12 protein-coding genes are annotated in these 15174 nt (G+C 70.6%); 7 read left to right on the top strand and 5 right to left on the bottom strand.

Annotated elements, in window-relative coordinates; translation table 11 throughout:
- Nucleotides 1-8: 8 nt before the first annotated feature.
- Nucleotides 9-401: a cyclophilin-like fold protein gene (locus tag A4E84_RS19795; protein WP_062927860.1), complete on the bottom strand. Its 393-nt coding sequence runs from the start codon at nt 399-401 to the stop codon at nt 9-11.
- A gap of 149 nt (nt 402-550) precedes the next feature.
- Here A4E84_RS19795 and A4E84_RS19790 point away from each other — a divergent pair, with 149 nt between their 5' ends.
- The 4 genes from A4E84_RS19790 (at nt 551) to A4E84_RS19775 (ending at nt 7781) form a co-directional block, all read left to right on the top strand.
- Nucleotides 551-2059 (top strand): cytochrome ubiquinol oxidase subunit I, encoded by a 1509-nt coding sequence (locus A4E84_RS19790; protein ID WP_062927859.1) that lies wholly within the window; start codon nt 551-553, stop codon nt 2057-2059.
- Nucleotides 2060-2079: 20 nt separating this feature from the next.
- A complete protein-coding gene (gene cydB, locus A4E84_RS19785; protein WP_062927858.1) occupies nt 2080-3084 on the top strand; it encodes a cytochrome d ubiquinol oxidase subunit II in 1005 nt (334 codons plus the stop codon).
- Nucleotides 3085-3096: 12 nt separating this feature from the next.
- Nucleotides 3097-6612, top strand: coding sequence for a thiol reductant ABC exporter subunit CydD (cydD, locus tag A4E84_RS19780; RefSeq protein WP_062927857.1), 3516 nt, complete (start codon nt 3097-3099; stop codon nt 6610-6612).
- Nucleotides 6613-6713: 101 nt separating this feature from the next.
- Nucleotides 6714-7781, top strand: coding sequence for a M23 family metallopeptidase (locus tag A4E84_RS19775; RefSeq protein ID WP_062927856.1), 1068 nt, complete (start codon nt 6714-6716; stop codon nt 7779-7781).
- Between the two features lie 20 nt (nt 7782-7801).
- On the opposite strand, the gene A4E84_RS19770 is transcribed toward A4E84_RS19775, so the two are convergent.
- The 4 genes from A4E84_RS19770 to A4E84_RS19755 all read right to left on the bottom strand — a co-directional run bounded on the left by A4E84_RS19770 (nt 7802) and on the right by A4E84_RS19755 (nt 12217).
- Nucleotides 7802-8671 carry an HAD-IIB family hydrolase gene (locus A4E84_RS19770; RefSeq protein WP_062927855.1) on the bottom strand — a complete coding sequence of 290 codons (870 nt, stop codon included), beginning with the start codon at nt 8669-8671 and terminating at the stop codon, nt 7802-7804.
- Between the two features lie 111 nt (nt 8672-8782).
- On the bottom strand, nt 8783-9685 hold the full coding sequence (locus A4E84_RS19765) for an LLM class flavin-dependent oxidoreductase (protein WP_062927854.1): 903 nt from the start codon (nt 9683-9685) through the stop codon (nt 8783-8785).
- An 82-nt stretch (nt 9686-9767) separates the two neighbouring features.
- Nucleotides 9768-10316: an RNA 2'-phosphotransferase gene (locus A4E84_RS19760; RefSeq protein WP_062927853.1), complete on the bottom strand. Its 549-nt coding sequence runs from the start codon at nt 10314-10316 to the stop codon at nt 9768-9770.
- A 143-nt stretch (nt 10317-10459) separates the two neighbouring features.
- Nucleotides 10460-12217: an SDR family oxidoreductase gene (locus A4E84_RS19755; protein WP_062927852.1), complete on the bottom strand. Its 1758-nt coding sequence runs from the start codon at nt 12215-12217 to the stop codon at nt 10460-10462.
- Nucleotides 12218-12385: 168 nt separating this feature from the next.
- Here A4E84_RS19755 and A4E84_RS19750 point away from each other — a divergent pair, with 168 nt between their 5' ends.
- The 3 genes from A4E84_RS19750 to A4E84_RS19740 are packed head-to-tail and all read left to right on the top strand — an operon-like array spanning nt 12386 to nt 15169.
- A complete protein-coding gene (locus tag A4E84_RS19750) occupies nt 12386-13354 on the top strand; it encodes an ABC transporter ATP-binding protein (protein WP_062927851.1) in 969 nt (322 codons plus the stop codon).
- A complete protein-coding gene (locus tag A4E84_RS19745) occupies nt 13344-14261 on the top strand; it encodes a hypothetical protein (protein WP_062927850.1) in 918 nt (305 codons plus the stop codon). The genes A4E84_RS19750 and A4E84_RS19745 overlap by 11 nt, the downstream gene beginning before the upstream one ends.
- Nucleotides 14258-15169: an ABC transporter ATP-binding protein gene (locus A4E84_RS19740; RefSeq protein WP_062927849.1), complete on the top strand. Its 912-nt coding sequence runs from the start codon at nt 14258-14260 to the stop codon at nt 15167-15169. The genes A4E84_RS19745 and A4E84_RS19740 overlap by 4 nt, the downstream gene beginning before the upstream one ends.
- Nucleotides 15170-15174 lie beyond the last annotated feature (5 nt).

Below are 15174 nucleotides of genomic sequence, written 5' to 3'. Positions count from 1 at the left end.
GAGTCGGATCAGGCTTCCAGGAGTTCCACGCGTACGGGGTCGCCGTCCCGCACTGTCGCGAGCAGGCCAGGGTCGCCGTCGAGATGGCCCAGGAGGTTGCACGGACTTGCGAGGCGGCACTCGTCGCCCTGTGAGATCGGCGTGGGCCCGTAGGGGAGGGCGAGGGCGTCGCCGTCGGTCCAGAAGGCGACGGTGCCCGGCTCGACGACCTCGCGGGCGCCTGTTTCACGTGAAACCGACACTCCTGTATCGAAGTACACCTCCTCGCCCCAGGTGCGCGCTGTCGAGACGAGGGGCAGCGCTGTGGCGAGGGCCTGACTGGTCGGGGTGTCGTCGAGCGACGCCGTGAGATGGCCCGCGGGCCAGGAGATCCGTATCCGAAGCGGCGTCGGTGGCTGCATGCCGTCGATTCAACAATATGTTGAAGTCCGGGCCAAGAGGTCTGTTGTGACCGGCGCGACAGGGGACCCCCTCCAGGACTCGAAAGCACGTGCTGCATAATGGCTTGTGAATGTGAACGCTTTCACAAGCGTAGGTAAGGAGCGGCGACGTGGACCTGGCTTTGGCGCCGGAGACCCTGGCGCGATGGCAGTTCGGCATCACCACCGTCTACCACTTTCTGTTCGTCCCCCTGACGATCTCGCTGGCCGCGCTCACGGCCGGTCTGCAGACGGCGTGGGTACGGACGGAGAAGGAGAAGTACCTCCGGGCGACGAAGTTCTGGGGCAAGCTCTTCCTGATCAACATCGCGATGGGCGTGGTCACCGGCATCGTGCAGGAGTTCCAGTTCGGCATGAACTGGTCGGACTACTCGCGCTTCGTCGGTGACGTGTTCGGTGCGCCGCTGGCCTTCGAGGCCCTGATCGCCTTCTTCTTCGAGTCGACCTTCATCGGTCTGTGGATCTTCGGCTGGGACAAGCTGCCGAAGAAGATCCACCTGGCCTGCATATGGATGGTCTCGATCGGCACGATCCTGTCGGCCTACTTCATTCTCGCTGCCAACTCCTGGATGCAGCACCCGGTGGGCTACCGGATCAACGAGGCGAAGGGCCGGGCCGAGCTCACCGACTTCTGGCTGGTTCTGACCCAGAACACCGCACTCGCCCAGGTCTTCCACACGCTCACCGCGGCCTTCCTGACCGGTGGCGCCTTCATGGTCGGCATCGCCGCCTTCCACCTGGTCCGCAAGAAGCACGTGCCGGTGATGAAGACCTCGCTGCGGCTGGGTCTCGTCACCGTCGTCATCGGCGGCCTCCTCACCGCGATCAGCGGCGACGTGCTCGGAAAGATCATGTACCAGCAGCAGCCGATGAAGATGGCCGCGGCAGAGGCGCTGTGGGACGGCGAGAAGCCGGCTCCCTTCTCGGTCTTCGCCGTCGGTGACGTCGACAAGGGCCACAACAAGGTCGCCATCGAGATCCCGGGCCTGCTGTCCTTCCTCGCGAAGGACGACTTCTCCTCGTACGTGCCCGGCATCAACGACGTCAACAAGGCCGAGCAGGAGAAGTACGGGCCCGGTGACTACCGGCCCAACATCCCCGTCGCCTACTGGGGCTTCCGGTGGATGATCGGTTTCGGCATGACGTCGTTCGCCATCGGCCTGGCCGGGTTGTGGCTGACCCGCAAGAAGTTCATGCTGCCGCAGCACCTGAGGGTGGGCCACGACGAGGTGCCGCATCTCGTGCTGCTGCCGAAGAAGGCGCTCGGCCCGACCCTCACCAAGTGGTACTGGCGCATCGCGATCCTCACCCTGGGCTTCCCGCTGATCGCCAGCTCCTGGGGCTGGATCTTCACCGAGATGGGCCGCCAGCCGTGGGTCGTCTACGGCCTGTTCCAGACGCGTGACGCGGTCTCCCCCGGTGTCTCCCAGGCCGAGGTCATCACCTCGATGGTCGTCTTCACCACGCTGTACGCCATCCTCGCCGTCGTCGAGGTCAAGCTGCTGGTCAAGTACGTCAAGGCGGGCCCGCCGGAGCTCACCGAGGCCGACCTCAACCCGCCCACGAAGATCGGCGGCGACTCCCGAGACGCCGACAAGCCGATGGCCTTCTCGTACTAGGCCGAGGGAGCTGCACAGTCATGGAACTGCACGACGTCTGGTTCGTCCTGATCGCCGTCCTGTGGACCGGCTACTTCTTCCTGGAGGGCTTCGACTTCGGGGTCGGCGTGCTCACGAAGCTGCTCGCCCGCAACCGGCCCGAGAAGCGGGTGCTGATCAACACCATCGGACCCGTCTGGGACGGCAACGAGGTGTGGCTGCTCTCCGCCGCCGGCGCGACCTTCGCCGCCTTCCCCGAGTGGTACGCCACGCTCTTCTCCGGCTTCTACCTGCCCCTGCTGCTCATCCTGGTCTGCCTGATCGTCCGGGGTGTCGCCTTCGAGTACCGCGTGAAGCGGCCCGAGGAGAACTGGCAGCGCAACTGGGAGACGGCGATCTTCTGGACCTCGCTGCTGCCCGCGTTCCTGTGGGGCGTGGCCTTCGCGAACATCGTCCGGGGCGTGAAGATCGACCAGGACTTCAACTACGCCGGCGGCGTCCTGGACCTGCTCACCCCGTACGCGCTGCTGGGCGGGCTGGTCACGCTGTCGCTGTTCACCTTCCACGGGACGGTGTTCGTCGGGCTCAAGACGGTCGGGGAGATCCGGGAGCGGGCGCGGAAGCTGGCGCTGCGCGCCGGACTGGTGACCGCCCTGCTGGCCCTCGCCTTCCTGCTATGGACGCAGACCGACCGGGGTGACGGCTCGTCGCTGGTGGCGATGATCACGGCGGTGGCGTCGCTCCTCGTGGCCCTGGCCGCGGCACGGGCCGGGCGGGAGGGCTGGGCGTTCGCCCTGTCGGGAGTCACCATCGTGGCCACGGTGGCGATGCTCTTCCTGACGCTCTTCCCGAACGTCATGCCGTCGACGCTGAACCCGGACTGGAGCCTGACGGTCACCAACGCCTCGTCCAGCCCGTACACACTGAAGATCATGACCTGGTGTGCCGGGATCGCCACTCCGGTCGTCCTGCTCTACCAGGGCTGGACGTACTGGGTGTTCCGCAAGCGGATCGGTACGCAGCACATCGCCGAGACCGTGCACTGAGGTGTGTTTCACGTGAAACCAATCGATCCGCGTCTGCTCCGGTACGCCCGTGCCACCCGGTTCTTCCTCGCGGCGGTCGTGGCTCTGGGCGCCGTCGGGGCGGTGCTGGTCATCGCACAGGCGATGCTCATCGCCGAGGTGGTGGTCGGTGCGTTCCAGTACCGCATGACGGTGTCCGAACTCGGCACCCCCCTGCTGCTGTTGGCCGCCGTCGCGGTCGGCCGGGCGTTGGTCGGCTGGCTCACCGAGCTCGCCGCGCACCGTGCGAGCGCGGAGGTGAAGTCCGAGCTGCGGGGGCGGCTGCTGGAGCGTTCCGCCGAGTTGGGGCCGGGGTGGCTGAGCGGGCAGCGGACCGGTTCGCTGGTCGCCCTGGCCACCCGGGGGGTGGACGCCCTCGACGACTACTTCTCGCGGTATCTGCCGCAGTTGGGTCTCGCGGTGGTCGTGCCGGTGGCGGTGCTGGCGCGAATCGTCACCGAGGACTGGGTCTCCGCGGCCATCATCGTGGGCACCCTTCCGCTCATCCCGGTCTTCATGGTGCTCATCGGATGGGCGACCCAGTCCCGGATGGACCGTCAGTGGCAGCTGCTGTCGCGGCTGTCCGGGCACTTCCTGGACGTCGTCGCGGGGCTGCCGACGCTGAAGGTCTTCGGCCGGGCCAAGGCGCAGGCCGATTCGATCCGGCGGATCACCGGCGAGTACCGGCGGGCGACCATGCGAACGCTGCGGATCGCCTTCATCTCCTCCTTCGCCCTGGAACTGCTCGCGACGATCTCGGTGGCGCTGGTCGCCGTGACGATCGGCATGCGGCTGGTGCACGGAGAGATGGACCTGTACATCGGCCTCGTCATCCTGATCCTCGCGCCCGAGGCGTATCTGCCGTTGCGGCAGGTGGGAGCGCAGTACCACGCGGCGGCCGAGGGGCTCGCCGCCGCCGAGGAGATCTTCGAGGTTTTGGAGACGCCCGTCCCGGCGTCGGGTTCCGCGGCCGTGCCGGAGGGTCCGCTGTCCTTCGAGGGCGTGACCGTCCGGTATCCGGGGCGGTCGGCGGACGCCGTCTCGGACGTGACCTTCAGCATCGAGCCCGGGGAGAGGGTCGCCCTGGTGGGGCCGAGCGGTGCCGGCAAGTCGACGCTGCTGAGTGTCCTGCTGGGGTTCGTGCGACCGGACGAGGGCCGGGTGCGGGCCGGGGGAGTCGATCTCGCCGGTGCCGACCTGGAGGCGTGGCGTTCCCGGATCGCGTGGGTACCGCAGCGGCCGCATCTGTACGCCGGGACCATCGCCGAGAACGTCCGGCTGGCCCGGTCCGACGCCGGCGACGACGCCGTACGGCAGGCGCTGCGGGACGCCGGGGCGCTGGAGTTCGTCGACGCGTTGCCCGAGGGCGTGGGCACCGCGCTCGGTGAGGACGGCGTCGGGCTGTCCGCCGGGCAGCGACAGCGGCTCGCGCTGGCCAGGGCGTTCCTCGCGGACCGGCCCGTGCTGCTGCTCGACGAGCCGACGGCGGCGCTGGACGGGGCCACCGAGGCCGAGGTCGTCGCGGCGGTGCGGCGCCTCGCTGCCGGCCGGACGGTGCTGCTGGTGGTGCACCGGCCGGCGCTGCTGGAGGTCGCGGACCGGGTCGTGCGGCTGGTGGAGCCAAAGACCTCCGCCGCGTTGACCGTGGCGCCCGCCGTGGCCCGGGGTGCCGGAACGCGGCCCGTCGAGGTCGAGCCGCCCACCCCGGCCGAGGCCGTCGAGCCGCCTACCCCGGCCGTGGCCGTCGGGCAATCGGTATCGGGCGGCGTCCTCGCCCGAGTACGCGCCATATCCGGTGCCCGGCGGGGACGGCTTGGACTCGCGCTGCTGCTCGGGAGCCTCGCGCTGGGGAGTGCCGTGGGGCTCATGGCCACCTCCGGCTGGCTGATCTCGCGGGCTTCGCAGCAGCCGCCCGTGCTCTATCTGATGATGGCCGTCACCGCGACACGGGCGTTCGGGATCGGGCGGGCCGTGTTCCGGTACGCCGAGCGGCTGGTGTCCCACGACGCCGTGCTGCGGATGCTGGCGGACACCCGGGTCGCGGTGTTCCGCAGGCTGGAGCGGCTGGCGCCGGCCGGGCTGCGCCGGGTCCGCCGGGGCGATCTGCTCTCCCGGCTGGTCGCCGACGTGGACGCGCTGCAGGACTACTGGCTGCGGTGGCTGCTGCCGGCCGGGGCGGCCGTCGTCGTGTCGGCCGCGTCGGTCGGATTCACTGCATGGCTGCTGCCCGAGGCCGGTGCGGTGCTCGCGGCCGGGCTCCTGGCGGCGGGTGCCGGCGTGTCGCTGATCACCGGCGCGGTGGCCCGGCGGTCCGAGCACCGGCTGGCGCCCGCCCGCGGGGTGCTCGCGACGCGGGTGGCCGATCTGCTCACCGGCACCGCGGAGCTGACCGTCGCCGGTGCCCTGCCCACGCGGACCGCTAAGGCCCGCGAGGCCGACCGGGTGCTCACCCGTATCGCCTCACGCGCCGCCACCGCCACGGCCCTCGGCGACGGCCTCACCGCACTGATCTCCGGTCTGACCGTCACGGCCGCCGCCCTGGCCGGTGCGCAGGCGGTCGCCGCAGGGCGGCTGGACGGCGTGACCATGGCCGTCGTCGTCCTGACCCCCCTCGCCGCTTTCGAGGCCGTGCTCGGGCTGCCGCTGGCCGTGCAGTACCGGCAGCGCGTGCGCCGGAGCGCGGAGCGGGTCTACGAGGTGCTGGACGCCCCGGAGCCCGTGACGGAGCCGGAGCGGCCCCGGCAGGCGCCCGCTTCTCCGTTCCCGGTCGTGCTCAGAGGGCTGACCGCCCGCTACGCCGGTCAGGAGCGGGACGCGCTCGCCGGGCTCGACCTGACCCTCGAGGAGGGCCGCCGGATCGCCGTGGTCGGGCCCTCCGGCTCCGGCAAGACCACGCTGGCGCAGGTGCTGCTGCGGTTCCTCGACGCGAAGGCCGGTTCGTACGTGCTGGCGGGCGTGGACGCCTACGCGCTGCACAGTGACGACGTACGGGGGCTCGTCGGGCTGTGTGCACAGGACGCGCATCTCTTCGACAGCTCGCTGCGCGAGAACCTGCTGCTCGCCAGGAAGGACGCCACCGAGGACCACCTGCGCGCCGCGCTGCGCCGTGCCCGGCTGCTGGACTGGGCCGACAGTCTGCCCGACGGCCTCGACACGCTCGTGGGCGAGCACGGGGCACGTCTGTCGGGAGGCCAGCGGCAGCGTCTGGCGCTGGCCCGGGCGCTCCTGGCCGACTTCCCCGTCCTGGTGCTGGACGAGCCCGCGGAGCACCTCGATCTGCCGACCGCCGACGAGCTCACCGCTGATCTGCTGGCCGTGACCGAGGGCCGGACGACCCTGCTCATCACGCACCGGCTGGCGGGCCTCGAAGCGGTCGACGAGGTGATCGTGCTGGACCGGGGACAGGTGGTCCAGCGCGGTCCCTACGCGGAGCTGCTGGCGATGGACGGGCCGTTGCGGGAGATGGCCGAGCGGGAGGCGGCGGCGGAGTCGCCGGCGGGGGCGCGGTAGCGGCCGGGGCCGGTGCGCACTGGGCCGTTCGGCGCAGCCGGTCCCCCAGCCGTACGACGTGAACAGGACCGGGGCCGCAGCGCTGGGCGAGGATCACTGACATGCGCTCATATCGCCGCCATCGGCTAGTGGTTCCGGTCCTGCTGTGTGCGCTGACCGTGCTCGCGGCCCGGCCGACGGCGGCACCCGAGGAACCCGGGAGCGGCACCGGGACCGGCGCGGAGGCGGGCCTCAGCGCCGAGGTGGCGCGGCTGTACGAGGAGGCCGCGGTGGCGACACAGCAGTACGAGGCCGGCCGCGAGGAGGCCGAGAGGCAGCGTGCGGAAGCGCAGCGGGCGGAGGAACTCCTGGACGCGCAGCGGCAACACATCGCCGCCCTGCACGAGGACCTGGGCCGGATCGCCCGGGCCCAGTACCGCACCAGCGGGGGCCTGCCGGTGGCCGCGCACATGATCCTCGCCGACAGTCCCGACGGTCTGATGCGAGGTCAGCACGCCTTCTCGCAGGCGCATCTCGCCGTCGACAACGCGATCTCCAAGAACCAGCGTGCCGAGGCACGGCTCGCGGCGGACGAGGCCAGGGCCGCGGACCGGTGGCAGGCGCTGGAGAAGCGCAACCTCCAACTCGCCGGGCTGAAGGCGGACATCGAGCAGAAGCTGGAGACGGCCCGTTCGCGGCTCCAAGGGGAGGCGGACGCCGCGGTCGCGGCCGGGGCGTGCCGCGGAGCCGTCCGGCTCGACCAGCCGGAAACGGGGTTCACCGACGGCGAGTGGGTCGCGCCGGTCGAGACGTACGAACTGTCCGCGTCCTACGGCAGCGGTGGTGCGCGGTGGTCCAGTCGGCACACCGGGCAGGACTTCGCGGTGCCGATCGGCACGCCGGTGCGGGCCGTGGGCGCGGGCCGGGTGGTGAGGGTGTCCTGCGGCGGTGCCTTCGGCATGGAGATCGTGCTCAAGCACGCCGATGGCTACTACACGCAGTACGCCCACCTTGCTTCCCTCGCGGTCGACCAGGGGGAGCACGTCAGCCCGGGCCAGTGGATCGGCCAGTCGGGCACCACGGGCAACTCCACCGGGCCGCACCTGCACTTCGAGGCCCGGGTCACGCCCGAGACGGGCTCGGCGGTGAACCCGGTGTCATGGCTTGCGGCGCGCGGGGTTTCCCTCTGAGACACCCCGGGCCCCGGTGGCTACGGCAGTTCCGCCAGCAACTGCTCGATCACGACCGCCACACCGTCCTCGTTGTTCGCGACCGTCCGGCCCGAGGCGGCGGCGATCACGTCCGGGTGGGCGTTGCCCATCGCGTACGACCGGCCCGCCCAGGTCAGCATCTCGACGTCGTTCGGCATGTCGCCGAAGGCGACGACCTGCTCGTGCGAGATGTTGCGCTCGGCGCAGCACAGGGCGAGGGTGCTGGCCTTGGACACTCCCGGGCCGCTGATCTCGAGCAGGGCGCTGGGGCTGGAGCGGGTGACGTTGGCACGGTCGCCGATGGCGAGGCGGGCCAGGGTCAGGAAGGCGTCGGGGTCGATCTGGGGGTGGTAGGCGAGGATCTTCAGCACCGGCTCCGCGGCGGCCGGGTGGTCCGGGCCCAGCAGCTCCTCGGCCGGGGCCAGGCTGTCCGGTATCTCCATGTGCAGCTTCGGGTAGGCCGGCTCCTGGTAGAAGCCGTACGTCTGCTCCACCGCGTACACGGTGCCCGGCGCCGCGTCGCGCAGCAGCCGTACGGCGTCCAGGGCGTTCTCCCTGGCCAGCTCCCGCACCTTCACGAACCGGTGGGCGCCCGCACCGCCGTGCAGGTCGACCACGGCGGCGCCGTTGCCGCAGATGGCCAGGCCGTGGCCGTGCACGTGGTCGCTGACGACGTCCATCCAGCGGGCCGGGCGGCCCGTGACGAAGAAGACCTCGATGCCCGCCTCTTCTGCGGCGGCCAGCGCGGCGACCGTACGCGGGGACACCGACTTGTCGTCGCGCAGCAGGGTGCCGTCGAGGTCGGTGGCGATCAGCCGCGGCGGGAGGGTCTTGGCCGCGGTCTCGGGCTGTCGGGTCGCTGAGGTCACCCGGCCATTGTCCCGCACATGCCTGCACGGGCGTGCGGGGCTCCGCACAGGTGAGTGGATACCGCCCTGATACCGCTCTGACCAGAGGCTCCCCGACCCGTCCGGCGACGCTCAGCGCAGCTGTGCCGGCGCCTCCATCGCGATCTGCTCGAAGACCTTCTCCTCCGCCGCGAACGGCGAGTCGGCGATCGGCCAGTGGATCACGATCTCCGTGAAGCCCAGCTCCGCATGCCGTCCGGCGAAGTCCACGAACGCGTTCAGGGACTCCAGCGGGCCGTTGCGGTCCGGTGTGAAGCCGGTGAGCAGGACCCGGTCGAGGCCGGTCATGTCCCGGCCGACCTCGGCGCAGATGTCGTCGAGCCTCTCCGCCTGTCCGCGAATGGCCTGAATCGACTGTTCGGGCGTGCCGTTCTCGAACAGTTTCGGGTCACCGGTGGTCACCCACGCCTGGCCGAACCGGGCGGCGAGCCGCATCCCCCGCGGACCGGTCGCGGCCACCGCGAACGGCAGCCGGGGCCGCTGCACACAGCCGGGGATGTTCCGGGCCTCGTGGGCGGAGTAGAAGTCACCCTCGTACGACACGGCGTTCTCGCTGAGCAGCCGGTCGAGCAGCGGGACGAACTCGGCGAAGCGGTCGGCGCGCTCACGCGGTGTCCACGGCTCCTGGCCGAGCGCGGTGGCGTCGAAGCCCGAACCGCCCGCGCCGATGCCCAGCGTGACCCGCCCTCCGGAGATGTCGTCGAGGGAGATCAGTTCCTTGGCGAGCGTCACGGGGTGCCGGAAGTTCGGGGAGGTCACCAGGGTGCCCAGCCGCAGCCGGTCGGTGACGCTCGCGGCGGCCGTGAGGGTCGGCACGGCGCCGAACCACGGGCCGTCCCGGAAGGTGCGCCAGGACAGGTGGTCGTAGATGTAGGCGGTGTGGAAGCCGAGCTGCTCCGCGCGCGTCCAGGCCGCGCGGCCGCCTTCGTGCCATCGGCGGTACGGGAGGATCACGGTGCTCAGGCGCAGACTCATGAGACCGAGCCTAAGGGAGCCCGGCAGGCCGCCCGTGTTTCACGTGAAACCGTCACCCTGAGTGTCTGGCCACACCACCGGGTCAGTGCGGTCCGGGAAAGCGCAGGTAGCGCGGCGGTACGGCCTGGGTGAGCCACACCCCGTTGGCGCTGACGTGGAAGACGTGGCCGTCGGCGTGCATGGCGGACGCGTCCACCCCGAGCACGACCGGCTGCCCTCGGCGGGCTCCGACACGGGTCGCCGTATCCCGGTCGGGCGAGAGATGCACGGCGTGCCGGTTCATCGGACGGAGTCCCTCGGTCCGGATCGCATCCAGGGTGCGGGCGACGGTGCCGTGGTAGAGGCGCGCGGGCGGGGTGGCCGACGCCAGCCCGAGGTCGACGTCAACGCTGTGGCCCTGGCTGGCGCGGATGCGGGTGCCCTCGACGGCGAAACGCCGCTTGTCGTTGGTGGCGACGACATGGTCCAGTTCGTCGCGGGTGAACCGGAAGCCGTGCGTGGCGGCTGCGGCGATCAACGTGTCGATCTCGACCCAGCCGGCCTCGTCGAGCGTGAGCCCGATGCGTTCGGGCTGGTGGCGCAGATACTTCGACAGGTACTTCGACACCTTCACGGTGCGTCTTTCGTCCATCCCCCCAGCGTGCGCGAGAGATGCGAATCACGCGATCGAGTTTCCCCTCGGAGGTTTGATCCACAGCCAAGTATGGTTATCCACAGGAGAATTGGCGGTTCTGTGGACAACTTCCCTTCGCTTTAGGCGTTTTGGGCTTCGCTTCACACCGGCGGCTTCAGTCGCGCGATGCCCCGCAGTGCTCCCGGCGCCCACCGTGACAGCCAGCGCGCACCCCGCGCCTCCGGTGTCACCGGCACCACCGCCTCGTTGCGCGTCACAGCTCGCAAGATCGCACGGGCGACCTTCTCCGGAGGGTAGTTGCGCAGTCCGTACAGACGGGCGGCGCGCTTCTGCAGCCGCTGCTCCTCCCCGGCGTCGACTCCGGCGAAGTGCGCCGTCGAGGTGATGGCCGTGTTGACGAACCCGGGGCACACCGCCGTCACGCCGATCTCCTGGCCTGCCAGCTCCGCCCGCAGGCATTCACTGAGCATCAGCACGGCAGCCTTGGAGGTGCTGTAGGCGGGCAGCGCCCGGGACGGCTGGTACGCCGCGGCCGAGGCCACGTTGACGATGTGGCCGCCCTGCCCGCGCTCGGCCATCCGCCGGCCGAAGAGCCGGCAGCCGTGGATGACGCCCCACAGGTTGACGTCGAGGACCTTCTTCCAGTCCTCCGGCGTGGTGTCGAAGAAGGAACCGGACAGTCCGATCCCGGCGTTGTTCACGAGGACGTCCACCACTCCGTACTCGGTGGTGACCTTCTCGGCGAGTTTCTCCATGGCCTGCTCGTCGGAGACGTCGACCGTCTCCGCCCAGGCCTCGGGGGCGCCCAGCAGGCGGGACTTCTCGGCGGTGCGGACCGCCGCCCCGGCGTTCCGGTCAACGGCCACCACACGCGCTCCGGCCTGGGCGAACGCGAGCGCCGTTGCCTGCCCGATGCCGCTGCCCGCCCCGGTGACCAGCACGAGCTGCCCGCCGAACCGCTCGGCGTGCTCGCCGCTCGCCGTCAGCGGGGACCGGCCGCTCCCGACGGACGTCACGAACTCCTCGATCCAGGAGGCCAGCTGGTCCGGGCGAGTGCGCGGGATCCAGTGCCCCGCCTGGATCGTCCTGCGGGTCAGCTGCGGAACCCACTGCTCCAGTTCATCGTGGAGCCGCGACGAGAGGAACCGGTCCTCCAGGGGCGTGATGACCTGCACGGGCGCGTGGGCGTGCGCGTCCGGGCGTGGCGCGCGCAGCCGGGGCCGGACGTTGTCCCGGTACAGCCAGGCGCCGTGGGCCGCGTCCGACGGCAGGGACGCGGTGGGGTAGCCGCCCCGGGGCACCTTCTCGGCGCGCTCCAGCATCCGTGGCCAGCGCATGCCGAGCGGGCCGCGCCAGGCCAGCTCGGGCAGCACGGGCGTGTGCAGCAGGTACGCGTACCAGGACCGGGCCCCCTGCCCGAGGAGCTGGCCGGCCCGGCGCGGGGTGGGCCGCTTCACGCGCCGGGCGATCCAGTGGCCGAGGTGGTCGAGGGACGGCCCGGACATCGAGGTGAAGGAGGCGATGCGCCCCTCGGTGCGCTGCACGGTGGTGAACTCCCAGGCCTGCACCGAGCCCCAGTCGTGCCCCACCAGGTGCACCGGCGCGTGCGGACTCACCGCGTCCACGACGGCCAGGAAGTCGTCCGTCAGCTTCTCCAGGGTGAAACCTCCCCGCAGCGGACGCGGCGCCGTCGACCGGCCGTGGCCGCGGACGTCGTACGCCACCACGTGGAAGCGTCCGGCGAGCCGCCCGGCGACCTCGGACCACACCTCCTTGCTGTCGGGATAGCCGTGCACCAGGACGACCGTCGGCCGCCCCGGATCACCCAGCTCGGCCACGCACAGCTCGACTCCGCCGGTCCGCACCCAGCGCTCCCGCGCGCCCGTCAGCAACGTCATCCGGCGAATCTGACAGTTGTTAGAGAGTTCGTCAATAGGAGATTCCCGGTCGTGGTAACCCTCGAGAACCAGCTCCCCTAGGGGCCCGTAATACCTGGGGCTGATCCGAAGACAGCTCTGCGGAGTGACGACCGCCACGCACACGACCTCTACCTTCTAAGGGTGACTGTGATCGCGACCGAAAGCCTGAGCAAGCGGTTCCCCCGGGTGACCGCGCTTGACCGGCTCTCCGTGGACGTCGGACCCGGTGTGACCGGACTCGTCGGGGCCAACGGAGCCGGCAAGTCCACACTGATCAAGATCCTGCTGGGTCTGTCCCCCGCCACCGAGGGCCGCGCCGAAGTGCTCGGTCTCGACGTCGCCACCAAAGGCGCCGCCATCCGCGAGCGGGTCGGCTACATGCCCGAGCACGACTGCCTGCCGCCGGACGTCTCGGCCACCGAGTTCGTCGTCCACATGGCGCGCATGTCCGGCCTGCCGCCCACCGCCGCGCGTGAACGCACCGCCGACACCCTGCGCCACGTCGGTCTGTACGAGGAGCGCTACCGCCCCATCGGCGGCTACTCGACCGGCATGAAACAGCGCGTCAAACTCGCGCAGGCCCTCGTCCACGACCCGCAGCTGGTCTTCCTGGACGAGCCGACCAACGGCCTCGACCCGGTCGGCCGTGACGAGATGCTCGGCCTGATCCGCCGCATCCACACCGACTTCGGCATCTCGGTCCTGGTCACCTCCCACCTCCTCGGCGAACTGGAGCGCACCTGCGACCACGTCGTGGTCGTCGACGGCGGCAAGCTTCTGCGCTCCAGCTCCACCACGGACTTCACGCAGACCACCACGACCCTCGCGATCGAGGTCACCGACTCCGACGAGCACCCGGACGGCACCCGCGCGGTCCGTGAGGCGCTGCACGCACGCGGAGTGACCGTCGAGGACGGCAGCGGCCTGCCGGGCGCCGGCCACGTCCTGCTGCTCACCGCGCAGGGCGAGGAGACATACGACCTGGTCCGGGACGTGATCGCGGACCTCGGACTCGGCCTGGTGCGCATGGAGCAGCGCCGGCACCACATCTCCGAGGTCTTCACCAGCAGCGACGAACGCGAGCAGCGGAAGGAGGCGGTCGGCCATGGCGGTTGAGCACTCCACGGGGACATCCGCCCCGGCCCCGGGCGACCAGACCCGCATCCACAACATCGGCTACCGCAGCTACGACGGCCCGCGCCTCGGCCGCGCCTACGCCCGCCGCTCGCTGTACTCGCAGTCCCTGCGCGGCTCCTACGGCCTCGGCCGTTCGGTGAAGTCCAAGGTGCTGCCGATGCTGCTCTTCGTGGTGATGTGCGTGCCCGCGGCCATCATGGTCGCCGTCGCGGTCGCCACCAAGGCCAACGCCCTGCCCGTGGACTACACGCGGTACGCCGTCATCATGCAGGCGGTCATCAGCCTGTACGTCGCCTCGCAGGCACCCCAGTCCGTCTCGCGCGACCTGCGCTTCAAGACCGTTCCGCTGTACTTCTCGCGGCCCATCGAGACCGCCGACTACGTCCGCGCCAAGTTCGCCGCGCTGGCCTCGGCGCTGTTCGTCCTCACGGCCGCTCCCCTGCTCGTGCTCTACGTGGGCGCGCTGCTGGCCAAGCTGGACTTCGCCGACCAGACCAAGGGATTCGCACAGGGACTGGTCTCCGTGGCACTGCTCTCACTGCTCTTCGCCGGAATCGGCCTGGTCATCGCGTCCTTCACGCCGCGCCGCGGATTCGGCATCGCGGCCGTGATCGCCGTGCTGACCATCACCTATGGCGCGGTCTCCACACTCCAGGCCATCGCCGACGCCCAGGGCAGCGGCGATGCCGTGCCGTGGATCGGGCTGTTCTCGCCGATCACGATCGTCGACGGTGTGCAGTCCGCGTTCCTGGGCGCGACATCCGCCTCCCCCAGCGGGGTGGGCCCGAGCACCGGCGAGGGCGTCGTCTACGTCGTCGTCGCCCTGGGCCTCATCGCGGCGAGCTACGGCCTCCTGATGCGCCGCTACAAGAAGGTGGGACTGTGACCACGCTCAACATCGACCACGTCTCCCGCTGGTTCGGCAACGTGGTCGCCGTCAACGACATCACCATGACCATCGGCCCCGGCGTCACCGGCCTGCTCGGCCCCAACGGCGCCGGAAAGTCCACCCTCATCAACATGATGGGCGGCTTCCTGGCCCCCTCCACCGGCACCGTCACCCTCGACGGCCAGGCCGTGTGGCGCAACGAGCAGATCTACAAGCACATCGGTGTCGTCCCCGAGCGGGAGGCGATGTACGACTTCCTCACCGGCAAGGAGTTCGTCCTGGCCAACGCCGAGCTGCACGGCCTCGGCGCCAGGGCGGCCCAGAAGGCGCTCGCCACGGTCGAGATGGAGTACGCCCAAGACCGCAAGATCCAGACGTACTCCAAGGGCATGCGCCAGCGCGTGAAGATGGCCAGCGCCCTCGTCCACGACCCCTCACTGCTCCTGCTGGACGAACCGTTCAACGGCATGGACCCGCGCCAGCGCATGCAGCTGATGGACCTGCTGCGCCGCATGGGTGACGAGGGCCGCACGGTGTTGTTCTCGTCCCACATCCTCGAAGAGGTCGAGCAACTCGCCTGGCACATCGAGGTCGTCGTCGCCGGCCGGCACGCCGCCAGCGGGGACTTCCGCAAGATCCGCCGCCTGATGACCGACCGGCCGCACCGCTACCTGGTGCGCTCCAGCGACGACCGTGCCCTCGCGGCCGCGCTGATCGCCGACCCGTCGACGGCCGGCATCGAGGTCGACGTCGCCGAGGGCGCGCTGCGCATCCAGGCCGTCGACTTCGGCCGCTTCACGGCCCTTCTGCCGAAGGTCGCCAGGGACCACGGCATCCGGCTGATCACGGTCTCGCCGTCCGACGAGTCCCTCGAGTCCGTGTTCTCGTACCTGGTCGCGGCGTAGGAGGC

Source organism: Streptomyces qaidamensis (genome assembly GCF_001611795.1).
In the GTDB taxonomy this organism is placed as follows: domain Bacteria; phylum Actinomycetota; class Actinomycetes; order Streptomycetales; family Streptomycetaceae; genus Streptomyces; species Streptomyces qaidamensis.
The sequence above is the reverse complement of the archived record's forward strand: the minus strand, read 5'-3'. Positions and strand labels throughout refer to the sequence as shown.